Annotated in this window: 21 protein-coding genes; 11 read left to right on the top strand and 10 right to left on the bottom strand. The window is 59.1% G+C overall.

The window, feature by feature from the left end:
- Positions 1–7: 7 nt before the first annotated feature.
- The 3 genes from ASD60_RS16425 to kdgD all read right to left on the bottom strand — a co-directional run bounded on the left by ASD60_RS16425 (position 8) and on the right by kdgD (position 3,943).
- Entirely contained in the window at positions 8–1,369 is a 1,362-nt protein-coding gene (locus ASD60_RS16425; RefSeq protein WP_056855008.1) for an MFS transporter, read from the bottom strand.
- Between the two features lie 155 nt (positions 1,370–1,524).
- Positions 1,525–2,970 carry an aldehyde dehydrogenase family protein gene (locus ASD60_RS16420; protein WP_056855007.1) on the bottom strand — a complete coding sequence of 482 codons (1,446 nt, stop codon included), beginning with the start codon at positions 2,968–2,970 and terminating at the stop codon, positions 1,525–1,527.
- 61 nt (positions 2,971–3,031) lie between these two features.
- The gene (kdgD, locus tag ASD60_RS16415; protein ID WP_020796617.1) at positions 3,032–3,943 is read right to left on the bottom strand and encodes a 5-dehydro-4-deoxyglucarate dehydratase; all 912 of its coding nucleotides are present in this window, start codon (positions 3,941–3,943) and stop codon (positions 3,032–3,034) included.
- A gap of 367 nt (positions 3,944–4,310) precedes the next feature.
- Here kdgD and ASD60_RS16410 point away from each other — a divergent pair, with 367 nt between their 5' ends.
- Complete coding sequence (locus tag ASD60_RS16410) at positions 4,311–4,685, top strand: hypothetical protein (RefSeq protein ID WP_056855006.1); 375 nt, start codon at positions 4,311–4,313, stop codon at positions 4,683–4,685.
- 6 nt (positions 4,686–4,691) lie between these two features.
- Positions 4,692–4,919, top strand: coding sequence for a hypothetical protein (locus tag ASD60_RS16405; RefSeq protein ID WP_056855005.1), 228 nt, complete (start codon positions 4,692–4,694; stop codon positions 4,917–4,919).
- Here ASD60_RS16405 and ASD60_RS16400 read toward each other — a convergent pair.
- The 4 genes from ASD60_RS16400 to ASD60_RS16385 all read right to left on the bottom strand — a co-directional run bounded on the left by ASD60_RS16400 (position 4,916) and on the right by ASD60_RS16385 (position 9,488).
- Positions 4,916–5,665 (bottom strand): FadR/GntR family transcriptional regulator, encoded by a 750-nt coding sequence (locus ASD60_RS16400; protein ID WP_177336588.1) that lies wholly within the window; start codon positions 5,663–5,665, stop codon positions 4,916–4,918. The genes ASD60_RS16405 and ASD60_RS16400 overlap by 4 nt on opposite strands.
- Positions 5,666–5,847: 182 nt before the next feature.
- Positions 5,848–7,575: an ABC transporter ATP-binding protein/permease gene (locus ASD60_RS16395; protein WP_056855004.1), complete on the bottom strand. Its 1,728-nt coding sequence runs from the start codon at positions 7,573–7,575 to the stop codon at positions 5,848–5,850.
- Positions 7,576–7,672: 97 nt separating this feature from the next.
- Positions 7,673–8,233 carry a response regulator transcription factor gene (locus ASD60_RS16390; RefSeq protein ID WP_056855003.1) on the bottom strand — a complete coding sequence of 187 codons (561 nt, stop codon included), beginning with the start codon at positions 8,231–8,233 and terminating at the stop codon, positions 7,673–7,675.
- A complete protein-coding gene (locus ASD60_RS16385; protein WP_056855002.1) occupies positions 8,226–9,488 on the bottom strand; it encodes an ATP-binding protein in 1,263 nt (420 codons plus the stop codon). The genes ASD60_RS16390 and ASD60_RS16385 overlap by 8 nt, the downstream gene beginning before the upstream one ends.
- A 377-nt stretch (positions 9,489–9,865) precedes the next feature.
- Here ASD60_RS16385 and ASD60_RS16380 point away from each other — a divergent pair, with 377 nt between their 5' ends.
- Together ASD60_RS16380 and ASD60_RS16375 are read left to right on the top strand one after the other, a co-directional pair.
- Positions 9,866–10,585 (top strand): SIMPL domain-containing protein, encoded by a 720-nt coding sequence (locus ASD60_RS16380; RefSeq protein WP_056855001.1) that lies wholly within the window; start codon positions 9,866–9,868, stop codon positions 10,583–10,585.
- A 461-nt stretch (positions 10,586–11,046) separates the two neighbouring features.
- Complete coding sequence (locus ASD60_RS16375) at positions 11,047–12,672, top strand: ABC transporter substrate-binding protein (protein ID WP_056855000.1); 1,626 nt, start codon at positions 11,047–11,049, stop codon at positions 12,670–12,672.
- Positions 12,673–12,772: 100 nt separating this feature from the next.
- Here the strand turns inward: ASD60_RS16375 and ASD60_RS29630 are convergent, their stop codons facing one another.
- Positions 12,773–12,898, bottom strand: coding sequence for a hypothetical protein (locus ASD60_RS29630; protein ID WP_269083297.1), 126 nt, complete (start codon positions 12,896–12,898; stop codon positions 12,773–12,775).
- A 79-nt stretch (positions 12,899–12,977) separates the two neighbouring features.
- Between ASD60_RS29630 and ASD60_RS16370 the strand changes: the two genes are divergently transcribed.
- The 7 genes from ASD60_RS16370 to ASD60_RS16340 all read left to right on the top strand — a co-directional run bounded on the left by ASD60_RS16370 (position 12,978) and on the right by ASD60_RS16340 (position 21,840).
- Complete coding sequence (locus tag ASD60_RS16370) at positions 12,978–14,579, top strand: ABC transporter substrate-binding protein (protein ID WP_056854999.1); 1,602 nt, start codon at positions 12,978–12,980, stop codon at positions 14,577–14,579.
- A 172-nt stretch (positions 14,580–14,751) separates the two neighbouring features.
- The gene (locus ASD60_RS16365) at positions 14,752–16,185 is read left to right on the top strand and encodes an OprD family porin (RefSeq protein ID WP_056854998.1); all 1,434 of its coding nucleotides are present in this window, start codon (positions 14,752–14,754) and stop codon (positions 16,183–16,185) included.
- 78 nt (positions 16,186–16,263) lie between these two features.
- Complete coding sequence (locus ASD60_RS16360; RefSeq protein WP_056854997.1) at positions 16,264–17,859, top strand: ABC transporter substrate-binding protein; 1,596 nt, start codon at positions 16,264–16,266, stop codon at positions 17,857–17,859.
- A 73-nt stretch (positions 17,860–17,932) separates the two neighbouring features.
- Positions 17,933–18,943 carry an ABC transporter permease subunit gene (locus ASD60_RS16355; protein ID WP_056854996.1) on the top strand — a complete coding sequence of 337 codons (1,011 nt, stop codon included), beginning with the start codon at positions 17,933–17,935 and terminating at the stop codon, positions 18,941–18,943.
- Between the two features lie 11 nt (positions 18,944–18,954).
- Entirely contained in the window at positions 18,955–19,881 is a 927-nt protein-coding gene (locus ASD60_RS16350) for an ABC transporter permease subunit (RefSeq protein WP_056854995.1), read from the top strand.
- Positions 19,882–19,891: 10 nt separating this feature from the next.
- Positions 19,892–20,860, top strand: a complete 969-nt coding sequence (locus tag ASD60_RS16345) for an ABC transporter ATP-binding protein (RefSeq protein WP_056854994.1) — start codon at positions 19,892–19,894, stop codon at positions 20,858–20,860.
- On the top strand, positions 20,860–21,840 hold the full coding sequence (locus tag ASD60_RS16340) for a peptide ABC transporter ATP-binding protein (RefSeq protein ID WP_056854993.1): 981 nt from the start codon (positions 20,860–20,862) through the stop codon (positions 21,838–21,840). Before ASD60_RS16345 ends, ASD60_RS16340 begins: the two co-directional genes overlap by 1 nt.
- A gap of 168 nt (positions 21,841–22,008) precedes the next feature.
- Here the strand turns inward: ASD60_RS16340 and ASD60_RS16335 are convergent, their stop codons facing one another.
- Together ASD60_RS16335 and ASD60_RS16330 are read right to left on the bottom strand one after the other, a co-directional pair.
- Complete coding sequence (locus ASD60_RS16335) at positions 22,009–22,266, bottom strand: hypothetical protein (protein WP_056854992.1); 258 nt, start codon at positions 22,264–22,266, stop codon at positions 22,009–22,011.
- Positions 22,267–22,495: 229 nt separating this feature from the next.
- The gene (locus tag ASD60_RS16330) at positions 22,496–24,079 is read right to left on the bottom strand and encodes a peptide chain release factor 3 (protein WP_007973058.1); all 1,584 of its coding nucleotides are present in this window, start codon (positions 24,077–24,079) and stop codon (positions 22,496–22,498) included.
- Positions 24,080–24,380: the final 301 nt, after the last annotated feature.

Below are 24,380 nucleotides of genomic sequence, written 5' to 3'. Positions count from 1 at the left end.
CCGCTCCTCAGGAATGCGCTTGAGACAATTTATTGTTGGTTTCAGGACCGCTGACCGGTGGCTCTTTGAGCACCACACGCTTGATCGGACCGACGATCACCAGATAGCTGAACACCGCGACCAGTGCGTTGCAACCAACGAACACCAGCGCCCACTTGAACGAGCCGGTGGAACTGATGATGTAGCCGATCACGATCGGGGTGGTGATCGAGGCCAGGTTACCGAAAGTGTTGAACAGGCCACCGCTCAGACCGGCGATCTGTTTCGGCGAGGTGTCGGACACCACGGCCCAGCCCAGTGCGCCAACGCCTTTGCCGAAGAATGCCAGGGCCATGAAGCCGACGACCATCCATTCAACATCGACATAGTTGCAGGCCACGATGCTGCTGGAAACCAGCAGGCCGGCAATGATCGGTGCCTTGCGGGCGAAGGTCAGGGAATGGCCTTTGCGCAGCAGGTAATCGGAAATCACCCCGCCGAGCACACCACCGATGAAGCCGCAGATCGCCGGCAACGAGGCGATGAAACCGGCCTTTAGGATGGTCATGCCGCGTTCCTGCACCAGGTACACCGGGAACCACGTCAGGAAGAAGTAGGTGATACCGTTGATGCAGTATTGGCCCAGGTACACGCCGAGCATCATGCGGTTGGTCAGCAACTGACGGATGTAATCCCACTTCGGACCGTCGGACTTCTTGCCCTTCTGGTCCATGTCGACCATGCCGCCGTTCTCGGAGATGTGCTTGAACTCGGCATCGTTGATCCGTGGGTGTTCACGCGGGCTGTAGATCACTTTCAGCCAGATCAGCGAGAAGATGATGCCCAGGATACCCATGACGATGAACACATGTTCCCAGCCGAAGGAGTAGACGATCCAGCCCATCAGCGGGGCGAACAGCACGGTGGCGAAGTATTGCGCGGAGTTGAAGATCGCCGAGGCCGTACCGCGTTCAGCGGTCGGGAACCACGCCGCAACGATGCGCGCGTTGCCAGGGAAGGACGGCGCTTCGGCCAGGCCCACCAGGAAGCGCAGCATGAACAGCGCAACCACCGCCGTGGACATGCCAAATTCACCGACGAAGCCTTGAAGCACGGTGAACAGCGACCAGGTGAAGATGCTCAGTGCGTAGATTTTTTTCGAACCGAAACGGTCCAGCAGCCAGCCACCGGGAATTTGCCCGGCCACGTAGGCCCAACCGAATGCGGAGAAAATATAGCCAAGGGTGACGGCGTCGATGCCGAGGTCTTTTTGCAGGCTGGAGCCAGCGATAGCGATGGTAGCCCGGTCGGCGTAGTTGATCGTGGTCACCAGGAAAAGCATGAGCAGGATCAGATAGCGGACGTGAGTCGGCTTTTGCGTCGATTGCATGTAGATGTACTCCCACAAATTATTTTTATGCGCGGGTGAATCTTCTTCGGTCTTTTGTGGGAGCTGGCTTGCCAGCGATGCGGGCACCCCGGTGTGTCATTGACACCGGGTGATGCGATCGCCAGCAAGCCGGCTCCTACAGGGTATTGCGTGGATCAGGAGCCGATGTAGCTGGTCTTCACGACCGTGTAGAACTCTTGCGCATAGCGACCTTGCTCACGTGATCCATAGGATGAACCTTTACGCCCACCGAACGGAACGTGGTAATCCACGCCGGCGGTCGGCAGGTTGACCATTACCATCCCGGCTTGGGAGTGGCGCTTGAAGTGGTTGGCGTACTTCAGGGATGTGGTGGCGATGCCCGCCGACAGACCGAATTCGGTGTCGTTGGCCATGGCCAGCGCAGCATCGTAATCGGCGACGCGGACAATGTTGGCCACCGGACCGAAGATCTCTTCACGGCTGATGCGCATCGCAGCTTCGCTGTCGGCAAACAGCGTTGGCGCGAGGAAGTAGCCCTCGGTGTCACAGGTCACCAGACCGCCGCCGCTGACCAGACGCGCACCTTCGGACTGGCCGATGTCGATGTACTTCATGTCTTGCTCGAGCTGCGCTTGCGAAACGACAGGACCGATGTCAGTGCCGGCTTTCAGGGCGTGGCCGACTTTGATCGACTTCATGCGTTCGGCCATGGCTTCAACGAACTTGTCGTGAATCCCGGCGGTGACGATGAAGCGGCTCGACGCGGTGCAACGCTGGCCGGTGGAGTAGAACGCGCTCTGTACCGACAGTTCGACCGCTTGCTTGAGGTCGGCGTCGTCGAGAATGATCTGCGGGTTCTTGCCGCCCATTTCCAACTGAACCTTGGCCTGGCGCGAGACGCAGCTCACGGCGATCTGGCGACCAACGCCCACGGAACCGGTGAAGCTGATGCCGTCGACCTTCGGGCTGTGCACCAGTGCATCGCCCACTACTCGACCACTGCCCATCACGAGGTTGAACACACCGGCGGGGAAGCCTGCGCGGGAAATGATTTCCGCCAGCGCCCAGGCGCAGCCCGGCACCAGGTCCGCAGGCTTGAGCACAACGCAGTTGCCGTAGGCCAGGGCCGGGGCGATTTTCCACGACGGAATGGCAATCGGGAAGTTCCACGGAGTGATCAGGCCGACCACGCCCAAGGCCTCACGAGTCACTTCGACGTTGACGCCCGGGCGCACCGACGGCAGATAGTCGCCGGACAGACGCAGGCATTCGCCGGCGAAGAACTTGAAAATGTTACCGGCGCGGGTCACTTCACCGATGGCTTCAGGCAGGGTCTTGCCCTCTTCCCGGGCCAGCAGCGTGCCGAGCTCTTCGCGACGGGCGAGGATTTCGCTGCCGACTTTGTCCAGGGAATCGTGACGCGCCTGAATACCGGACGTGGACCAGGCCGGGAATGCGGCACGGGCAGCATCAATGGCGGCGTTGACCTGGGCCAGGTCAGCCTTGGCGTAATCGCCGATGTTGTCGCTCAGCTCGGACGGGTTGATGTTCGCCGAGTAATCGCCACCGGCAACCCATTCGCCATTGATGTAGTTATCGAAACGCTTTGCATCTGCCACTTTAAGATCTCCTCACGCAAAAGGCCGCTGATCACTCAGCGGCCTTACTTAAACGGATGTGTTACTGCGCACCCTGCTTGTCGATCAGCGCCGCGAGCATTTCGTACTCTTCGCCAGTCAGATCGGTCAGCGGCGCCCGCACAGGGCCTGCGTCATAGCCGGCAATTTTTGCCCCGGCCTTGACGATGCTCACCGCATAACCCGCTTTGCGGTTACGGATGTCCAGGTACGGCAGGAAGAAGTCGTCGATGATCTTGCCAACGGTGGCGTGATCTTCGCGAGCGATCGCGTGGTAGAAATCCATCGCGGTCTTCGGGATGAAGTTGAACACCGCCGAGGAGTAGACCGGCACGCCCAGCGCCTTGTAGGCAGCGGCGTAGACTTCAGCGGTCGGCAAACCGCCCAGGTAGCTGAAGCGATCACCGAGGCGGCGACGGATCGACACCATCAACTCGATATCACCCAGGCCATCCTTGTAGCCGATCAGGTTCGGGCAGCGCTCGGCCAGACGCTCCAGCAGCGGCGCGTTCAGGCGGCAAACGTTGCGGTTGTAGACCACGACGCCGATGTTGACCGATTTGCACACCGCTTCAACGTGAGCGGCAACACCGTCCTGGCTGGCTTCGGTCAGGTAGTGCGGCAGCAGCAACAGGCCTTTGGCGCCCAGACGTTCGGCTTCCTGTGCGTACTCGATGGCTTGACGGGTCGAACCGCCCACGCCGGCCAGGATTGGCACGCTGGTGGCGCAAGTGTCGACGGCAGTCTTGATGATTTCCGAATATTCGCTGGCCGCCAGAGAGAAGAACTCACCGGTGCCACCTGCGGCGAACAGAGCCGAGGCGCCGTATGGGGCCAGCCATTCCAGACGCTTGATGTAGCCAGCGCGATTGAAGTCGCCCTGTGCATTGAAATCGGTAACCGGGAAAGACAGCAGACCGGAAGAGAGGATGGACTTCAGTTCTTGTGGATTCATTATTCGAACACCCTGGGTTGCGACGTTTGTGTGTGATGACCGTTCAGCCTGCGCTGAAGTTGTAGGTCATCGTACAACTTAAAATACAACCGTCAACTGCATTTCATCGCGCTGGGTGAAAATTGTTCGACAAAAGGCTCGGAAACCCCATGTTTAAAAGCCTTTGGTGGGACTGAAGAAGATGGCGCTTCGAATAATACCAATCCTAGAGATACGTCATCCTAGGACCCTAAGAAGCATAACCGCTTGTCGAAACTGTAATTTCTATCAGTTCCGAATGACGCATCTCTAGAGGGATAACTCTGATCCGGAGCTTGGCATGTGCCGCAACCCATTTCGCCAACCTCGACACTCCAAGGAATACATCATGGCGCTTGAAGCCCCAACGCTTACAGGAATCACAACCCGGCCCGACGATCAGGAAACTGTCGTGGTGTTGTCGAAGCTCCAAGGAGATCTGGAAGTCTGCATTCCCGATTCCGCATATTCCTCGCCTTACAACGAAGCCTTTGCAATCTTGAATCTGGACAAGGGCGACCTGGAATGGCGGGGGAAAAAGATCCCTACCGGACAATACAACGAAGACATTGACGACGTCGCAAGAACGCCAAACCTGAAAGTTTACGTCTCCAGAGAAGAAGTGAAGAGACACGTAAACAAGACAGTCACGCTGTGCTACCAGATCGGCGGCGAGAACGAACCACAAACCAGCTCACTGCTGACATTGCGCATCGAATGGTAATCAGTCATGCCAACAAAACATCGATTTAACTTTCCGACCAGCGCCCAGCTCAAGCCGCTGGTCATGCCAATGGAATTCGACCTGCACGTGAGCATTGGAGATTGGGTCGAATTTGAGTTGATGCCGGGAAAAACCCTGGAGGTCACTCAAAAAAAATTCAAGGTATTGGGTGATAACACAGTCGAGTACATCGACTATGTGACGGTGCCAGTGGAAAATCCTGTGCTCCCCTAAACCCGCTGCGCCTCAGCCTCTTCATGGGCATGACGCAACCGCTCGCGGCTGTTGGTCAGGTGCAGGCGCATGGCGGCGCGGGCGGCATCGGAGTCCTGGCGGGCGATGGCGTCGTAGATTTCTTCGTGCTCGCGGCTCAGGCGATTCATGTAGTGCTGCTGATCGTCATGGGCCAGCCGCGCGGAGTTGAGCCGAGTGCGCGGAATGATGCTGGTGCCCAGGTGAGTCATGATGTCGGTGAAGTAACGGTTGCCGGTGGACAGGGCAATCTGCAGGTGGAACTGGAAGTCCGAAGCCACGGCATCACTGGCGTGAGACACGCTTTCGTTCAGCGCATCCAGTGCCGCGCGCATCAAGGCCAATTGCTCGGGACTGCGACGCTGGGCAGCGAGGCCGGCGGATTCCACTTCAAGACTGATGCGCAATTCCAGGATCGCCAGCACGTCACGCAAGGTGACCACGGTTGCCGGGTCGATGCGAAAACCACTCGGGCTCGGTGTGTCGAGAACGAAGGTGCCGATACCATGGCGGGTCTCCACCTGCCCCGCCGCCTGCAAACGGGAAATCGCCTCGCGCACCACCGTGCGGCTGACACCATGGGCATCCATGATCGCCGACTCGGTGGGCAGCTTGTCGCCACGCTTGAGGTGACCGTCGCGGATCTGCTCGGACAGCACCGTCACCAGTTCCTGAGCGAGGCTGCGGCGCTTGCGAGGTAGGCGTGGTGCGTCGTTCGGGTTTTCCATGGTGGACGTCTGTCTCGAAATATTCGGCTGCTGAAACCGCATCATAGCGCAACGCGGTTGTACGATCACCACCACCCCTGGTAGGAGCAAAGCTTGCTCGCGATGAACGATCACGCGGTCCCAGGTCGAAAACCGCATGACGGCGATCGCGAGCAAGCTTTGCTCCTACAGAGGCATGATGTTCAGGCGGTCACGGCCTGGTCCACCAAGTGCCCATTTTCGATACGCACATGCCGTGGATGGAAGCGCTTGAGACTGCTGCGATGGCCAACGCTGACAATGCTCAGCCCGGGCAATTCGTCGATCAGTGCCTGATACAGCGACGCTTCGTCCTCTTCATCCATCGCCGAGGTCGCTTCGTCCATGTACAGCCATTGCGGGGCGTAAAGCAGCGCGCGGGCAAAGGCCAGTCGCTGTTGCTCACCCGGCGAGAGCATGCGTTGCCAGTGATTGGCTTCATCAATACGCGCCACCAGATGCGGCAATCGGCAGGTTTCCAGGACGTGCGCATAACGCTCGCTCTGATACGTACCGCCATCCTGTGGATAACTCAGCGCTTCACGCAACGTACCGATCGGCAGATACGGCTTTTGCGGCAAGAACAGATAACGCGCCGCCGGCAGACGAATGCTGCCGTGACCGGACGGCCACAGATGCCCCATCGCCCGCAGCAACGTCGACTTGCCGCTGCCGGAACGCCCGCTGAGCATCACGCGCTCGCCCTCCTCCACAGTCAGGTCGGCATTGGTCAGCAAGTGACGGCCGTCGGCCAGGTCCAGGCCCAGGTTGTGCACTTGCAATGCATCACCCTGGTTCTGTACATCAATGGCCGGTGCGCGCTGTTCGTTGTCGGTCATGGCCTGACGGAAGCTGAGCAGACGATCGCAGGTGGCGCGCCAGGAAGCCAGGCTTTGGTAGGCACTGATAAACCAGCTGAAACTTTCCTGCACATTGCCGAACGCCGAGCTGATCTGCATCAACTCGCCCAGTTCGATCTTGCCCGCCAGGTAACGCGGCGAAGCAACGATGAACGGAAAGATAATGGCAGCCTGGTTGTAACCTGCCGTAAAGAAGGTCAGGCGCTTGGACACCTTCATGATGTCCCAGAAATTGTGCCAGACCATCCCGAAGCGGCCGCTCAAGCGACGATTTTCGTTCGGCTCGCCGTTGTACAACGCGATGCTTTCAGCATTCTCACGAATCCGCACCATGGAGAAACGCAGGTCGGCCTCGAAGCGTTGTTGTTGGTTGTTCAGACCGATCAAGCGACGACCGATCAAATGCGTCAGCCAACTGCCCACCACGGCGTAAACCAGCACGCACCAGAACATGTAGCCGGGAATGGTGATACCGAAGACTTCGATACTGCCCGACACGCCCCACAAAATGATCGAGAACGACACCAGGCTGACGATATTGCGCAGCAGACCGATACCCAGTTCAAGGGTGTTGTTGGTGAAGTTGTTGAGGTCTTCGGAAATCCGCTGGTCCGGGTTATCGGTGTAGCCGCCCTGCTCCAGCTGGTAGTAATTCTTGTCGTTGAGCCACCGCGTGAAATGTTTTTCGGTCAGCCAGGCCCGCCAGCGGATCGTCAACATCTGAGTCAGGTAGAGGCGATACACCGCACCGACAATCGCCACCGCCGCAATCGCGCAGAAGTACAGGATCAGGCGCCAGAAAGCGGCTTCGTCTTTCTGTTGCAGCGCGTTATAGAAATCCTTGTACCAGGTGTTGAACCACACCGAGATGCCCACGCTGATCAGTGACAACGCGATCACCGCGATCAACAACGCCCAGGCCTTGGCCTTCTCCTCACTTTGCCAGTAAGGCGTGATCATCGCCCACACTTTGCGAAAAAACTGCCCGCGCACAGCATCGTTGACCGCGGAGTACTCAGCGTTCTGGTTCATGGATAAGGCTCAATAGAGAAAAGTACACGCACGAACCGATCATAGATGATCGGTTCGGTTTGTCGCGAGGAGCGGCCCGCATTCGTTCAGCGCAGGTTCAGCGACGAACGGGGCGCTTCTGCAGTTTGCGCTGCAGCGTGCGGCGGTGCATGCCCAGGGCGCGGGCCGTGGCGGAAATGTTGCCTTCGTGTTCGGTCAAAACCCGCTGAATGTGTTCCCACTGCAAGCGGTCCACCGACATCGGGTTTTCCGGCACCAGGCTGTCGAGGTCGGCGTGTTCGGACAGCAGCGCCGCCAATACGTCGTCGGCATCGGCCGGTTTGCACAGGTAGTTGCAGGCACCACGCTTGATCGCTTCGACGGCAGTGGCAATGCTTGAGTAACCGGTGAGGATGACCACGCGCATTTCCGGGTCCATTTCCAGCAACTTGGGCAACAACACCAGGCCGGAATCGCCATCCATTTTCAGGTCCAGTGCGGCGTAGTCCGGCAGATCGGCCTTGGCCAGTTCCAGGCCTTCCTCGGCGGAGCCAGCCGTGCTGACGCGGAAACCACGGCGAGCCATGGCGCGAGCCATGACGCGGGTGAAGGTGGCGTCGTCATCGACCAGCAGCAAATGCGGCAGTTCTTCGCCTTCGACTTGGGTTTCGTCACTCATGTTGGTCTCCTCGGGCGACACGGGGCAGGCGCAGCTCGGTGAGCGTGCCACCTTCCTCATGACTGTAGAGTTTCACTGAGCCGCCGGCGCGTGTCACGCTGGCCTTGCTCAAAAACAGGCCCAGGCCGAAGCCTTTGCCCTTGGTGGTAAAAAACGGTTTGCCGATCTGTTCGGCGATAGCCAATGGTACGCCTGCGCCGTGATCGCGGATGCTGATGGTGAGGTTTTCGGCGTCCCAGTCCAGCGTCACCTGCAAGCCCTCCGGGCAGGCATCAGCGGCATTGTTGAGCAAATTCAGCAAGGCCTGGGTCAGGTCAGGCGGTGGCGCCATGCGTGGCACCGTGCCCTGGCCGAGGCGCTGGAAGCGGTAACTGGCCTCCGGACGCATCAGGTGCCAGCGATTGAGCGCTTCGTCGAGCCAATCGGTAACGTCCTGCATTTCCACCGCCAACCGGCGATTGGCCTCGGCGGCGCGTACCAATTGCTGCAAGGTCTCTTTGCACAGCTTGACTTGATCCTGCAACACGCTCAGGTCGTCCTGCAACATAGGGTCGTGATGGTCCTGGCGCATTTCCTTGAGCAGCACGCTCATGGTCGCCAATGGCGTACCCAGCTCATGCGCCGCGCCCGCGGCCTGGGTGGCGACAGCCAGGAGCTGTTGGTCGCGCAGGCCTTCTTCACGGCGGATGGCGCGCAACTCTTCCTGTCGGCGCAGTTCTTCGGCCATGCGAGCGGCGAAGAAGGTGATCACCGCCGCCGCCAGGGCGAAACTCAGCCACATCCCGTACACCTGCAGGTTTTCCCGGGCGATGGGGAAGGTTTGCAGCGGATAGAAGCGTGCCAGCAACAGGGTGTACATCGTCAGCGCAATGCCCGACAGGATCACCGAATAACGCCACGGCAACGTTACGGCAGCGATGGTCAGCGGCACCAGATAATAGGAAACGAAGGGGTTGGTCGACCCCCCGGAGAAATACAGCAAGGCACTGTGGATAAACAGGTCGCAGGCCAGTTGTACGGCGTATTCCAGCTCGGTCACCGGCCATGAGGTGCGCAAGCGAATCGCGGTGAATGCACACAGCAGCATTGAGCAACCGAGGGTGGCGGCCAGTTGAAACCAGGGCAACGGCAACAATTCGAACCAGTAGGCCAGGCCTACCGACCCGGCTTGGGCAGCCAGTACCAAAGTCCGGATGAAAGTCAGCCGCCAGAGATTCTGGCGAGTGGCGGAAGTGATTTGAACGGGGGCGAGCATGAGCTCTCCTGATGAGCGCTCCAGGCGGATCATTGGGAGTATAACCAAGCGGCGCCTTCAGAAGCGAAAGTGCGGCAAACGACCACATGCCAAATCTGATAACGCTGTGGTGGCGAGGGGGCTTGTCGGATCGCCGCACCGTCCCGCTGGACTGCGTAGCAGGCCCGCTCCATCGTACCGGGTAAAACAGGGAGGTCCTGCAATCCGACTTTGCGACTGCTTCGCAGCCGAACGGGAGCAAGCTCCCTTACCACAAAAAGCCCAGCACACGTTATCTGTATAGAAGTTGTAACTGTGCGAACCGGATCATTATCGCTAGAGTCTGATGGGTTCACGCAGGCCCGAACGATTCCCTGCACATCATCCCAGGAGCTTTCATGCACACATTCCGCCGCAGCGCCGCCCTCCTTGCCCTGAGCGTTGGCGCTTTCGCCAGCCTCCCGACCCTGGCGGCCGACGAACTTCATTACAACCAGATTTCCCTGCGCGCCGAAGTCAGCCAGGAAGTGGCTCGCGACTTGATGATCGTGACCCTCTACACCGAAGAACAAAACACCGACCCGGCCAAACTCGCGGCCGACGTCAGCACCACCATGAACAAGGCGCTGGCCCAGGCCAAACAGGTCAAGGACATCACCCTGCGCCAAGGCAGTCGCAACAGCTATCCGATCTACGACACCAAAGGCCAGAAGATCACCGGCTGGCGTGAACGCGCCGAGTTGCGCCTGGAAAGCACCGACTTTGCCGCCCTGTCGAAGTTGACCGGCGAACTGCTCACAGACCTGAAGATGGGCGGCATGGACTTCGCCATTGCCACGCCAACCCGCAAGGCCAGCGAAGACACCTTGCTCAAGGAAGCAGTGACTGCCTTCAAGGCACGGGCGCAACTGGCAACCGATGCGCTGGGCGGCAAAGGCTACAAAATCGTCAACCTGAACCTCAACAGCAACGGCTATCCGCAACCGTACATGCGCGCGCCGATGATGATGAAAGCGGCCAGCATGGACGAAGCGGCGCCGGTCACTCCACAAGTCGAAGCCGGCACCAGCCAGGTCAGCATGACGGCTGACGGCTCGATCGAAGTGCTGATGCCCTGAGTCGAAGCCACCATTCAATCAGGCGATCACACGGTGATCGCCTTTTTTTTTGCAAACTGCCATCTATGCTCTATCTGCGACGACAGAAATCCCTGAAAAACAGCCACAGTTGCACTTCGTACAACTCGACCAATTGCAGTGCAACGATAACCACTCCCATCAACCTCTACCCACCCCTTTAGAGCGGGGTATAAATAGGTAACACCTCGCCCCACCCACGGGCAACCCAAGCTATATTCGCACCACAAAGGTGCACTAAATGCACTGCAAAAATGCCGCGCAAACGGTCAAATGCGTCAACTTTTATACAAATGCGACATTAAGGTACGTTCGTGCCACCGTTTAAGACCTGCAGTCGCTCAAGATCTTGCATTGGGTATGCCCCCTGCATAAGTATCCGCAGGCACGACTCACGAGGTCGTCCTCAAAATTAAAAAATGACAACAAATCATGAGGCCACCATGCTTAAACAAGCGGTCATTCCGTTTTTAGTCGGCGCCAGCTTATTGGCCGCCGCACCGTTCGCCCAAGCTGCGACCAACCTGGTGTTCTGCTCCGAAGGAAGCCCGGCCGGTTTCGATCCAGGTCAATACACCACCGGAACCGACTTCGACGCCTCTGCAGAAACCATGTTCAACCGCCTGACCCAGTTCGAGCGCGGCGGCACCGCTGTCATTCCTGGTCTGGCGACCAGCTGGGACGTCTCCGCTGACGGCCTGACGTACACCTTCCATCTGCGCGAAGGCGTCAAGTTCCACACCACTCCTTACTTCAAGCCGACCCGTGAGTTCAACGCCGACGACGTGCTGTTCACCTTTAATCGCATGATTAACAAGGATGACCCGTTCCGCAAAGCGTACCCGACCGAATTCCCGTACTTCACCGACATGGGGATGGATACCAACATCACCAAGATCGATAAAGTCGACGACAAGACCGTCAAGTTCACCCTCAAGGACGTAGACGCCGCGTTCATCCAGAACATGGCCATGAGCTTCGCCTCGATCCAGTCCGCCGAGTACGCCGCCCAGCTGCTCAAGGAAGGCAAGGCCGCCGACATCAACCAGAAGCCGGTCGGCACTGGTCCGTTCGTGTTCAAGAGCTACCAGAAAGACTCCAACATCCGCTACACCGGGAACAAGGACTACTGGAAGCCGGATGACGTGAAGATCGACAACCTGATCTTCGCCATCACCACCGACCCGTCGGTACGCATCCAGAAACTGAAGAAAAACGAGTGCCAGGTCACCCTGTTCCCGCGTCCGGCCGACCTCAAGGCGCTGCGTGAAGACAAGACCCTGAAGCTGCCTGACCAGGCTGGTTTCAACCTCGGTTACATCGCCTACAACGTGATGGACAAAGTCAAGGGCAGCAACGAGCCGAACCCGCTGGCCCAACTGAAAGTGCGTCAGGCACTGGACATGGCGGTCAACAAGCAGCAGATCATCGACTCGGTTTACCAGGGCGCCGGCCAACTGGCCGTCAACGCCATGCCGCCGACCCAGTGGTCCTACGACACCACCATCAAGGATGCACCGTACAACCCTGAGAAAGCCAAAGAGCTGCTCAAGGAAGCCGGCGTGAAAGAAGGTACCGAAATCGTTCTGTGGGCGATGCCGGTACAGCGTCCGTACAACCCGAACGCCAAGCTGATGGCAGAAATGCTGCAGTCCGACTGGGCGAAAGTCGGCCTCAAGGTCAAGATCCAGAGCTACGAGTGGGGCGAGTACATCAAGCGCTCCAAAGGCGGCGAGAACCAGGCCATGCTGATTGGCTGGAGCGGTGACAATGGTGATCCCGATAACTGGCTGAACGTGCTGTTCGGCTGCGACTCGCTGGAAGGCAACAACTTCTCCAAGTGGTGCGACAAGAAGTTTGACGACATCGTCAAGCAAGCCAAGCGCACTTCGGATCAAGGCAAGCGCACCGAACTGTACAAGCAAGCGCAACACGTCCTCAAAGACGCTGTTCCAATGACACCTATCGCTCACTCGACGGTGTTCCAACCCATGCGCGCCAATGTGCAGGACTTCAAGATCAGCCCGTTTGGCTTGAATTCCTTCTACGGCGTCAGCGTCAGCAAATAAGATCGGGTAACGGCGACGTCCTGGACGTCGCCGTTACTTTATCAACCGAGAAAGCAGGAATTCGCCTACATCCAAGTCGACTGCTGCTTACAGCAGAACGTCAGGCCACGTAGTCATTTCCTACGAGACTTTCGGACTCTTCGCATTTACTGCCGGAGCCACGGTTCATACCGTCGGTATCCGACCAGCTCATGCGTGGGTCATCGGTTTGTTTGCTGCACGTCATGGCTTGAAACCAGTGAAGCCTCGTCGTCTACGCACGGATTGCAGGCTCATTGTCACAACACTGAACAAGAGAGAGCGTCATGCGCCATACCTTGGTTTTATCTGCACTGCTGGGCACCGGTCTGCTGGCCGCTACCTCCATGGGCCACGCGGCCAGTAACAGCCTGGTGTTCTGCTCCGAAGGCAGCCCCGCCGGGTTCGATACGGCGCAATACACGACAGCGACTGACAATGATGCCGCCGAGCCGCTGTACAACCGGCTGGCAGAGTTTGAAAAAGGCTCGACCAATGTCGTACCGGGCCTGGCCACAAACTGGGATATTTCCGAGGACGGCCTCAAGTACACCTTTCACCTGCGCCCAGGGGTGAAGTTTCACACCACCAAATATTTCACCCCAACCCGTGAATTCAATGCCGACGACGTGCTGTTCACCTTCAACCGCATGCTCGATCCGCAACAACCTTTCCGCAAGGCCTACCCGACAGAGTTTCCGTACTTCAACGGGATGAGCCTGAACAAGAACATCGCCAAGGTTGAAAAGACCGGGCCGCTGACCGTGGTCATGACGCTCAACAGCGTCGACGCCGCGTTCATTCAGAACATCGCCATGAGCTTCGCCGCCATTCTCTCTGCCGAGTACGCCGACCAGCTGCTGGCCGAGGGCAAGCCGAGCGACATCAACCAGAAGCCGATCGGCACCGGGCCGTTCGTGTTCAAGAGCTATCAGAAAGACTCGAACATCCGTTACACCGGCAACAAACATTACTGGGCGCCTGAGCGCGTCAAGCTCGACAACCTGATCTTCGCCATCAACACCGACGCTTCGGTACGTGTGCAGAAACTCAAGGCCGACGAGTGCCAGATCACCCTGCATCCGCGTCCGGCCGATGTCACCGCGCTGAAGAACGACCCCAAGCTGCAACTGATCGAGAAGCCCGGCTTCAACCTCGGCTACATCGCCTACAACGTGCGCCACAAACCGTTCGACCAGCTTGAAGTGCGTCAGGCGCTGGACATGGCGGTGAACAAGCAAGGCATTCTCAACGCCGTTTACCAGGGCGCGGGGCAACTGGCGGTCAACGCCATGCCGCCGACCCAGTGGTCCTACGACGACACCGTCAAGGATGCCGCCTACAACCCGGAAAAAGCCAAGGAATTGCTCAAGGCTGCCGGCGTCAAGGAAGGCACCGAGATCACTTTGTGGGCCATGCCCGTCCAGCGTCCGTACAACCCCAACGCCAAGCTGATGGCCGAGATGCTCCAGGCTGACTGGGCGAAAATCGGCCTCAAGGTCAAGATCGTCAGCTATGAATGGGGCGAGTACATCAAGCGCACCAAGAATGGCGAGCACGACGTCAGCCTGATCGGCTGGACCGGTGACAATGGTGACCCGGACAACTGGCTCGGCACGCTGTACAGCTGCGATGCCATCGGCGGCAACAACTATTCCATGTGGTGTGATCCGGCTTACGACAAGCTGATCAAGCAAGCCAAGGTCGTGACCGACCGCGACCAGCGCACCGTCCTCTACAAACAGGCGCAGCAGTACCTCAAGCAGCAGGTGCCGATCACGCCAGTCGCCCACTCGACGGTCAATCAGCCGTTGAGCGCCAAAATCGAAGGGTTCAAGGTCAGCCCCTTCGGTCGTAACGTTTTCTCGGGTGTCAGCATCGAAAAATAAAACCGTGTAGCTGAATCGCTGGGGGCGTACTGCGCCCCCATGCAGGCGCCTTGCCGTAATTCGCCCAAAAGGCATGCAGCAAACGTTTGCGTTGCGTGAAAGAGTTCCAAAGCAATAGCCGCTCATCAAAAAAGAACGGCATAAAAAAAAGAAATAAAAAGGAGCTTCACCCATGAAACTGAGCAGCACCGCAATACTGGCCCTGGCCATCAGCAGCGTGACCGCCACGGCTTACGCTGAAACCCAGAGCCAGGCTTTCACACCGGTTACCGTGAAAGAAAAATCCGCTCAAAGCGAAGCCACTGGCTTTGTGGAAGGCCAGTCGATTACCGGCACCACGCGTAACTGGTACGCCAATGAACAACTGAAACGCGGCGGCAAGTTCCGCTACAGCAAAGACGGCGCATTGCCGGAAACCGATCGCCGTATCAACTGGGTGCAAGGCACCATCCTCAAGTACAACTCGGGCTTCACCGAGGGCACGGTCGGCTTCAGCACTGAAGTCGCCGCCTACAACGCCATTGCACTGGAGCGTGATCGCGAAAACCTGGCTGCCGGCAACGGTGGCGCGCCCAAGACCGGCGCCTTCTCGGGTAACAACCGTACCCTGACCGAGAAAGGCGGCGATGCGGTGGGCCAGTGGAGCAAACTGGGCCTGGCCAACGTCAAGGCGCGCGTCTCCAACTCCACCCTGACTGCCGGTCGCCAGAGCTACAGCAGCCCGCAAGTCGACACCATCGGCAACCGTGCCCTGCCTTCGAGTTTCGAGGGTGTGAGCCTGAATGTCGCGGAGCTGGAAAACCTGACCTTTGATATCGCGACCTTCGATCGCGTGTCTCCGCGTATGGAACAAAGCCTGCAAAAATTCCGTACGGAATACGCCAACGGCCGCGTGGAATCCGATCACATTTACACGGGCGGCATCACCTACACCCCATTCTCCAGCCTGACCACCAGCCTCTGGGCAACCCAGGCTGAAGACATCTGGAACCAGTACTACTTCGGCGCTACCCACGTGCTGGGCGACAGCCAGGTGCTGAGCCTGACCACTGGCCTGAACTATTACAAAACCCAGGAAGAAGGCAAGGCGCTGATCGGCGACATCGACAACGATACTTACTCGCTGTCGTTCGGCCTGACCCACCAGGCTCACACCTTGACCTTCTCGTATCAGGAAGTGAACGGTAACGAGTACTTCGACTACCTGCACGAAACCAACGGCATCTACCTGGCCAACTCCCTGCTGTCGGACTTCAACGGCCCGAACGAGAAATCCTTCCAGGTAGCGTATGGCCTGAACATGGCTGAATACGGTGTGCCAGGCCTGAAATTCAACATCTACCAGGCGCGTGGCTGGGGCATCGACGGCACCCACTACACCGGCAACAAAGGCGTCGCTGGCAAAGGCTACGACGGTGTGCAGGAACAGGACGGCGAACACCACTACGAATACGGTATCGGTGCCACTTATGCAGTTCAGAGCGGTCCGTTCAAGGCCACCACGATCCGCGGCACCTATACCGCTCACCGTGCCAGCGAGTTCCAGTCCGATGGCAGCATCAACGAGTTCCGTCTCGTGACCACCATCCCGTTCAATATTCTGTAATGCATTGGGCCGAACGGTGCGCTCAGCGATGAGTCGCCGTTCGGCTTTTGTCCTTTAACCGATTGCAGAGGGTTCTTGATGAAAATGCTTCCCCTACGTGCGGCCATCGCGGCCGCCTTGCTGAGTGTCGCGGTGGGCGTATCGGCCAAGCCGCTGGTGGTTTGCACCGAAGCCAGCCCCGAAGGCTTCGACATGGTCCAGTACACCACTGCAGTCACAGCCGATGCGGTGGCAGAAACCATTTTCAATCGCCTGGCAGATTTCAAGCCCGGTACCACCGATGTGATTCCGGCACTGGCCGAATCGTGGGACATCAGCGACGACGGCCTGAGCTACACATTCCACCTGCGTAAAGGCGTCAAGTTTCACACCACCGAATACTTCAAGCCGACCCGCGACATGAATGCCGACGACGTGGTCTGGAGCTTCCAGCGCCAGCTGGACCCAAACCACCCATGGCACAAACTGTCGAGCGTGGGCTTCCCCTACTTTGAAAGCATGGGCTTCAAGGAACTGCTCAAGAGTGTCGAAAAAGTCGATGACAACACGGTCAAGTTCACCCTGACCCGCCGTGAAGCGCCGTTCCTGGCCGACATCGCCATGGCCTTCTCCTCGATCTATTCCGCCGAGTACGCCGATCAGTTGCTCAAGGCCAACAAAACCGCCGATCTGAACAACAAACCGGTCGGTACCGGCCCGTTCATCTTCCAGCGCTACAACAAGGACGCTCAGGTTCGCTTCAAGGCCAACCCGGACTATTTCCGTGGCAAGCCACCGGCCGAGGCGCTGATCCTGGCCATCGCCACCGACAACAACGTGCGCCTGCAAAAACTCAAGGCCAACGAGTGCCAGGTCGCGCTGTATCCGAAACCGGACGACATCCCGAGCATCAAGAAAGATCCGAACCTGAAAGTCGATGAGCTGAACGCGATGACTGTTTCGTACATCGCCATGAACACCACCCACAAGTACCTGAACGACGTGCGGGTGCGCAAAGCCATCGACATCGCCTTCGACAAAGAGGCCTACGTCAACGCGCTGTTCGGCAAAGGCAACGCGACCGCCGCGGTCAACCCGTACCCGGATACCCTGCTGGGCTACAACCACAGCCTGAAGAACCCTGCCCGTGACCTGGACAAGGCCCGCGCCCTGCTCAAGGAAGCCGGGGTACCGGCAGGCACCACGTTGACGCTGTTCACCCGTAACGGTGGCGGCCCGACCAACCCGAACCCGATGCTCGGCGCGCAGATGATGCAGGCTGACCTGGCCAAGGTCGGGATCAAGGTCGACATCCGCGTGATGGAATGGGGCGAAATGCTCAAACGCGCGAAAAACGGCGAGCACGATATGGTTTCCGCCGGATGGGCGGGCGATAACGGCGACCCGGATAACTTCCTTACGCCTATGCTCAGTTGCGAAGCGGCCAAGAACGGCGAAAACTACGCACGCTGGTGCAATGACAAGTTCCAGGCACTGCTCGATCAGGCCCGGGAAAAAACCGACCCGGCCGAGCGTGCAGCCCTGTACGAACAGGCTCAGGTTATTTTTAACCAGGACCAGCCATGGATCAGCATGGCGCACACTAGAATGTTCACCGCAATGCGCAACAACGTAGAGGGCTATCACATTAGCCCCCTCACCACGAATAACTTCGCCACCACCCAGGTGAAGTAAATAAGAAAACTCCCGGCAAGCCTGATCCAGGCCTGCCGGGCACGCCTAACCGGCTGATGAGGTACACCACACGATGTTTAGTTTTATTGCCCGCCGACTGGGGTTACTGATCCCCACGTTCTTCGGCATCACCTTGCTGACTTTCGCGTTGATTCGCATGATCCCTGGCGACCCCGTGGAAGTCATGATGGGAGAACGCAGGGTCGACCCCGAAATGCACGCTCAGGCAATGGAACGCCTAGGTCTGAACAAACCCCTCTATGCCCAGTACCTGGATTACATCGGCAAACTGGCCCACGGCGATCTCGGGGAATCCCTGCGTACCCGTGAGAGCGTCTGGACGGAGTTCACCTCCCTCTTCCCCGCGACCCTGGAACTGTCCATGGCCGCCCTGTTGTTCGCCGGCATCCTGGGCCTGCTGGCCGGGGTGATTGCGGCACTCAAGCGAGGATCGCTGTTCGACCACGGGGTGATGGGCGTCTCCCTCGCGGGGTACTCGATGCCGATCTTCTGGTGGGGCCTGATCCTGATCATGTTCTTCTCGGTGAGCCTGGGCTGGACCCCGGTATCCGGGCGGATCGACCTGCTCTACGACATTGAGCCGCGTACCGGCTTCATGCTGATCGATACACTGCTGGCCGATGACGTCGGCGCGTTCTTCGATGCGCTGCACCACCTGATCCTGCCGGCCATCGTGCTGGGGACCATTCCATTGGCGGTGATCGCGCGAATGACCCGCTCGTCGATGCTCGAAGTGCTGCGTGAAGACTACATTCGTACCGCCCGCGCCAAAGGCCTGTCGCCATCGCGTGTGGTATTCGTCCACGGCCTGCGTAACGCGCTGATCCCGGTACTGACCGTGGTTGGCCTGCAAGTCGGCACCCTGCTGGCCGGCGCGGTCCTGACCGAAACCATTTTCTCCTGGCCGGGCATCGGCAAATGGCTGATCGAAGCCATTGGCGCCCGTGACTATCCGGTTGTACAAAACGGCATCCTGTTAATCGCCTGCCTGGTGATTCTGGTCAACTTCGTAGTGGACATCCTCTACGGCTTTGCCAACCCACGCATCCGTCATCAGCGCTGAGGTCAATACCCATGAGCACTCCAACATCCTCAGTAGCCACCGCCGCGTCCGCCGTGGATCAAAGCCTGCTGTACCCGTCGCCGTACAAAGAGTTCTGGCAAGCGTTCTCCAGGAACAAAGGTGCCGTTGCCGGCCTGATGTTCATGCTGCTGGTGATTTTCTGCGCCATCTTCGCCCCGTGGGTTGCCCCCCATGACCCGAGCGAGCAATACCGTGACTTCCTGCTGACCCCGCCAGCCTGGCTGGAAGGCGGGCAGATCCAGTTCCTGCTCGGCACCGATGAACTGGGTCGTGACCTGCTGTCACGCCTGATCGAGGGTTCGCGGCTGTCGTTGCTGATCGGCTTGTCGTCGGTGGTGATGTCGCTGATCCCGGGCATCCTGCTGGGTCTGTTCGCCGGTTTCTTCCCGAAAGCCGTCGGCCCGACCATCATGCGCCTGATGGACATCATGCTGGCCCTGCCATCGCTGCTGCTGGCCGTGGCGATCGTCGCCATCCTCGGCCCTGGCCTGATCAACACCGTGATCGCCATCGCCGTCGTGTCCCTGCCGTCCTACGTTCGCCTGACCCGCGCCGCGGTGATGGGCGAACTGAACCGCGACTACGTGACCGCCGCGCGCCTGGCCGGTGCCGGCCTGCCGCGCCTGATGTTCGTGACCGTGCTGCCCAACTGCATGGCGCCCCTGATCGTTCAGGCGACCCTGAGCTTCTCCTCGGCGATTCTCGATGCTGCCGCCCTTGGCTTCCTCGGCCTTGGCGTACAACCGCCAACCCCTGAGTGGGGCACCATGCTGGCCTCGGCCCGCGACTACATCGAACGCGCCTGGTGGGTAGTCAGTCTGCCTGGTTTGACCATTTTGCTCAGCGTGCTGGCAATCAACTTGATGGGTGACGGCCTGCGCGACGCGCTGGACCCGAAACTCAAGAACGCCGCCTGAGGAGATTCCAATGTCACTGCTAGAAATCAAGAATCTCAACGTTCGCTTCGGCGACAAAAACGCTACGCCAGTGGTCGATGGCCTCGACCTGAAAGTCGACAAAGGCGAAGTGCTGGCCATCGTTGGCGAGTCGGGTTCGGGTAAATCCGTGACCATGATGGCGCTGATGGGCCTGATCGAGCACCCTGGCATCGTCACCGCCGACTCGCTCAGCTTCGACGGCAAGGACATGCTCAAGCTCAGCAACCGTCAGCGTCGGCAGATCGTCGGCAAAGACCTGTCGATGGTCTTCCAGGACCCGATGACCGCGCTGAACCCAAGCTACACGGTGGGTTTCCAGATCGAAGAAGTGCTGCGCCTGCACCTGAAAATGTCCGGCAAGGCCGCTCGCAAGCGCGCCATTGAGTTGCTGGAAAAAGTTGAAATCCCGGGCGCGGCCAGCCGCATGGAAGCCTACCCGCATCAACTGTCCGGTGGCATGAGCCAGCGCGTCGCGATCGCCATGGCGATTGCCGGCGAACCGAAACTGCTGATCGCCGACGAACCGACCACCGCGCTGGACGTAACGATCCAGGCGCAGATCATGGACCTGCTGCTGGCCTTGCAGAAAGAGCAGAACATGGGCCTGGTGCTGATCACCCACGACCTCGCCGTCGTGGCCGAAACGGCCCAGCGCGTGTGCGTGATGTACGCCGGCCAGGCCGTCGAAGTCGGCCAGGTGCCGCAACTGTTCGACATCCCGGCGCACCCGTACAGCGAAGCGCTGCTCAAGGCGATTCCGGAACACAGCCTGGGCGCCTCGCGCCTGTCGACCCTGCCGGGCATCGTGCCCGGTCGCTACGATCGCCCGCAGGGCTGCCTGCTGTCGCCGCGCTGCCCGTACGTGCAGGACAACTGCCGCGTGCAACGTCCGGCCCTTGACCCGAAAAGCAACAGCCTCGCCCGCTGCTTCTACCCGCTGAACCAGGAGGTGGCGTAATGGCCGTCGTACTTACCGCCCGCGACCTGACCCGTCACTACGAAGTGTCCCGAGGCCTGTTCAAGGGTCACGCCACCGTGCGCGCCCTCAACGGCGTGTCATTCGAACTGGAAGCCGGCAAGACCCTCGCCGTCGTCGGCGAGTCGGGCTGCGGCAAATCCACCCTGGCCCGCGCCCTGACCCTGATCGAAGAGCCGTCTTCGGGTTCCCTGAAAATCGCCGGCCAGGAAGTCGCCGGCGCCGACAAGGCCCAGCGCAAGCAACTGCGCAAAGACGTGCAGATGGTGTTCCAGAGCCCATATGCGTCGTTGAACCCACGGCAGAAAATCGGTGATCAACTCGCCGAGCCGCTGTTGATCAACACCAACCTGTCGGCCACCGAACGTCGCGAGAAAGTCCAGGCGATGATGAAGCAGGTAGGCTTGCGTCCCGAGCACTACCAGCGTTATCCGCACATGTTCTCCGGCGGTCAACGCCAGCGTATTGCGCTGGCTCGGGCGATGATGCTGCAACCGAAAGTGCTGGTGGCGGACGAACCGACCTCGGCGCTGGACGTGTCGATCCAGGCACAGGTACTGAACCTGTTCATGGATTTGCAGCAAGAGTTCAACACTGCCTACGTGTTCATTTCCCACAACCTGGCGGTCGTTCGCCATGTTGCCGACCACGTGATGGTGATGTACCTCGGCCGTCCGGTGGAAATGGGGCCGAAGGAAGACATCTACACCCGTCCCCTGCACCCCTACACCCAGGCGCTGTTGTCGGCGACACCGACCATCCACCCGGATCCGGACAAGCCGAAGATCAAGATCGTCGGCGAACTGCCCAACCCGCTGAACCCGCCGCCCGGCTGCGCTTTCCACAAGCGCTGCCCATACGCCACCGAACGTTGCAGCACTGAAGAGCCGGCCCTGCGCCTGCTCGACAGCCGCCAGGTGGCGTGCCATTACGCCGAGCAATTTGTACACGGCGCGGCATAAAAACCGCCTTGAAAAAAATGCAGGAGCCAGCCTGGCGATTACGGAATATCAGTCGACTCTGCATCGACTGGCACACCGCAATCGCTAGCAGGCTAGCTCCCACAGGGACTGAGTTGAGCAAAAACCCCTTCTACTTCCGGTAGAAGGGGTTTTATTTTGTCTGTAGATCTACGTCTGGCTATCACCTTCGTCGGCTTCATCGGAGTCCGGGTCATCGGTCATCGAGTCGTCGTCCCCCGCGCTGCCACCCTGACCCTTGTCGCCCGGCTCCGATTCGGACTTGGCGATCATCAGCTCAGCATGCCCTGCCTGACTGCTTGAAGCCTGAGTTTCATGATCCTCGCACTCAGCCCAGACCGCCGAGCTGCCGAGGGCCAACATCACCAACACCTTCAACATCAAAATAACGCGTAGCAAGCTGTTCATGGCCGAATCCGTCCTTCGTAGAGTGCCTGTCTGGCGCTTAGTGAAATCTAGTTCCGATTAACTCGGTTCTCCAGATAGGATGCTGAAGCTGAGCCGTAAATGCCGTGAATCGGCAGATTGCTTTCGAATAAGGCCTATACCCAAATCCACTAAAGCATCAGGCCATTCGCCAGGCATTAAAAAGCCCCGGTGCTTTCGCCACGGGGCTTTTGGTTTTGCAGCTCAGCGCTTAATGATGCTCACGCGTCGCACGGAATTTCACGTCCGGCCAGCGTTCTTCCATCAGTGCCAGGTTGACCCGGGTCGGGGCGAGGTAGGTCAGGTGACCGCCGCCGTCCAGCGCGAGGTTTTCCACGGCCTTGTTGGAGAATTCCTCAAGCTTCTTCTTGTCGCTGCATTCGATCCAGCGCGCCGAGTAAACGGTGATCGGCTCGTAGGAGCACTCGACCTTGTATTCCTCTTTCAAACGGCTGGCGACCACATCGAACTGCAGCACACCGACGGCGCCGAGGATGATGTCGTTGCTGCGTTCCGGGAAGAACACCTGGGTCGCGCCTTCTTCGGCCAGCTGTTGCAGGCCCTGGCGCAGTTGCTTGGATTTGAGCGGGTCTTTGAGGCGCACGCGGCGGAACAGTTCTGGAGCGAAGTGCGGGATGCCGGTGAAGCCCAGGACTTCGCCTTCGCTGAAGGTGTCGCCGATCTGGATGGTGCCGTGGTTGTGCAGGCCGATGATGTCGCCGGCAAATGCTTCTTCCAGTTGCTCACGCTCAGAGGAGAAGAACGTCAAGGCGTCGCCGATCCGCACGTCCTTGCCGGTGCGCACGTGGCGCATCTTCATGCCTTTTTCGTACTTGCCCGAGCAGATACGCATGAAGGCGATGCGGTCGCGGTGTTTCGGGTCCATGTTCGCCTGGATCTTGAAGATGAAGCCGGAGAACTTCTCCTCCACCGGCTCCACGGTGCGCTCGTTGGCCACCCGGGCCAGAGGGCGCGGAGCCCAATCAACCACAGCGTCGAGAACATGGTCGACACCGAAGTTGCCCAGCGCCGTACCGAAGAACACCGGGGTCAACTGACCGTCGAGGAATTCCTGCTGGTTGAACTCATGACAGGCCCCTTGCACCAACTCGAGCTGTTCGAGGAAGCGCTCGTATTCGTCGCCCAGGTGCGCGCGCGCTTCATCGGAATCAAGCTTCTCGATGATCTTGGTTTCGGTGCGCTCATGACCATGACCGGCGGTGTAGACGATGATGTAGTCATCGGCCAGGTGATACACGCCTTTGAAGTCCCGGTAGCAGCCGATCGGCCAGGTGATCGGCGCGGCCTTGATCTTCAGGACCGCTTCGATTTCGTCGAGCAGTTCGATCGGGTCGCGGATGTCACGGTCGAGTTTGTTGATGAAGCTGACGATCGGCGTGTCACGCAGACGGCAGACATCCATCAGCGCAATGGTCCGTGGCTCTACACCTTTACCGCCGTCGAGCACCATCAACGCCGAGTCCACCGCCGTCAGGGTGCGATAGGTATCTTCGGAGAAGTCTTCGTGGCCCGGGGTGTCGAGCAGGTTGATCATGTGCTCGCGATACGGGAACTGCATGACCGACGTGGTGATGGAGATACCACGCTGCTTTTCCATTTCCATCCAGTCGGAGGTGGCATGGCGGTCGGACTTGCGAGACTTCACCGTGCCGGCTACCGCAATCGCCTTGCCCATCAGCAAGAGCTTTTCGGTGATGGTGGTTTTACCGGCATCGGGGTGGGAAATAATGGCGAAAGTGCGGCGTTTCGCGACTTCGGCGGCCTGTTTGGTCATGGGAAATCGCCTGGCAGGTGATTCAAAAAAGGGCGCAGATTATAGCCCAAGTTGATCGAAGAACCGAACCGTTGAGCACATCAGGGGTGGCCAAATGCTGTTTCAGATGGGAACCTTTTGAATCACGGAGACGTCCACTCCCCCGTTACGACCATTCGTCAGGGGATGAAACATCTGCATTGTCGGCCTGACGAGGCTGCGCTTATGGCTCGATAAGCCGTACGCCGTCCCTACAGGGCGCGCGCTCGGTATCAGCTACTTCTCGCGAACGTTATTCCGGCAGCCAGGCATGGCATGCCAC

Source organism: Pseudomonas sp. Root562 (genome assembly GCF_001427125.1).
Classification (GTDB): Bacteria; Pseudomonadota; Gammaproteobacteria; order Pseudomonadales; family Pseudomonadaceae; genus Aquipseudomonas.
The sequence above is the reverse complement of the archived record's forward strand: the minus strand, read 5'-3'. Positions and strand labels throughout refer to the sequence as shown.

Excerpts from the sequence above, each read along its gene's own strand:
- ASD60_RS16400 (WP_177336588.1), bottom strand. The coding sequence starts at position 5,665 with ATGGAAAACCCGAACGACGCACCACGCCTACCTCGCAAGCGCCGCAGC.
- ASD60_RS16350 (WP_056854995.1), top strand. The coding sequence starts at position 18,955 with ATGAGCACTCCAACATCCTCAGTAGCCACCGCCGCGTCCGCCGTGGAT.
- ASD60_RS29630 (WP_269083297.1), bottom strand. The coding sequence starts at position 12,898 with ATGACGTGCAGCAAACAAACCGATGACCCACGCATGAGCTGGTCGGAT.
- ASD60_RS16380 (WP_056855001.1), top strand. The coding sequence starts at position 9,866 with ATGCACACATTCCGCCGCAGCGCCGCCCTCCTTGCCCTGAGCGTTGGC.
- ASD60_RS16335 (WP_056854992.1), bottom strand. The coding sequence starts at position 22,266 with ATGAACAGCTTGCTACGCGTTATTTTGATGTTGAAGGTGTTGGTGATG.
- ASD60_RS16410 (WP_056855006.1), top strand. The coding sequence starts at position 4,311 with ATGGCGCTTGAAGCCCCAACGCTTACAGGAATCACAACCCGGCCCGAC.
- ASD60_RS16345 (WP_056854994.1), top strand. The coding sequence starts at position 19,892 with ATGTCACTGCTAGAAATCAAGAATCTCAACGTTCGCTTCGGCGACAAA.
- ASD60_RS16355 (WP_056854996.1), top strand. The coding sequence starts at position 17,933 with ATGTTTAGTTTTATTGCCCGCCGACTGGGGTTACTGATCCCCACGTTC.
- ASD60_RS16405 (WP_056855005.1), top strand. The coding sequence starts at position 4,692 with ATGCCAACAAAACATCGATTTAACTTTCCGACCAGCGCCCAGCTCAAG.
- ASD60_RS16375 (WP_056855000.1), top strand. The coding sequence starts at position 11,047 with ATGCTTAAACAAGCGGTCATTCCGTTTTTAGTCGGCGCCAGCTTATTG.
- ASD60_RS16395 (WP_056855004.1), bottom strand. The coding sequence starts at position 7,575 with ATGAACCAGAACGCTGAGTACTCCGCGGTCAACGATGCTGTGCGCGGG.
- ASD60_RS16390 (WP_056855003.1), bottom strand. The coding sequence starts at position 8,233 with ATGAGTGACGAAACCCAAGTCGAAGGCGAAGAACTGCCGCATTTGCTG.
- ASD60_RS16365 (WP_056854998.1), top strand. The coding sequence starts at position 14,752 with ATGAAACTGAGCAGCACCGCAATACTGGCCCTGGCCATCAGCAGCGTG.
- ASD60_RS16385 (WP_056855002.1), bottom strand. The coding sequence starts at position 9,488 with ATGCTCGCCCCCGTTCAAATCACTTCCGCCACTCGCCAGAATCTCTGG.
- ASD60_RS16340 (WP_056854993.1), top strand. The coding sequence starts at position 20,860 with ATGGCCGTCGTACTTACCGCCCGCGACCTGACCCGTCACTACGAAGTG.
- kdgD (WP_020796617.1), bottom strand. The coding sequence starts at position 3,943 with ATGAATCCACAAGAACTGAAGTCCATCCTCTCTTCCGGTCTGCTGTCT.
- ASD60_RS16370 (WP_056854999.1), top strand. The coding sequence starts at position 12,978 with ATGCGCCATACCTTGGTTTTATCTGCACTGCTGGGCACCGGTCTGCTG.
- ASD60_RS16360 (WP_056854997.1), top strand. The coding sequence starts at position 16,264 with ATGAAAATGCTTCCCCTACGTGCGGCCATCGCGGCCGCCTTGCTGAGT.
- ASD60_RS16425 (WP_056855008.1), bottom strand. The coding sequence starts at position 1,369 with ATGCAATCGACGCAAAAGCCGACTCACGTCCGCTATCTGATCCTGCTC.
- ASD60_RS16330 (WP_007973058.1), bottom strand. The coding sequence starts at position 24,079 with ATGACCAAACAGGCCGCCGAAGTCGCGAAACGCCGCACTTTCGCCATT.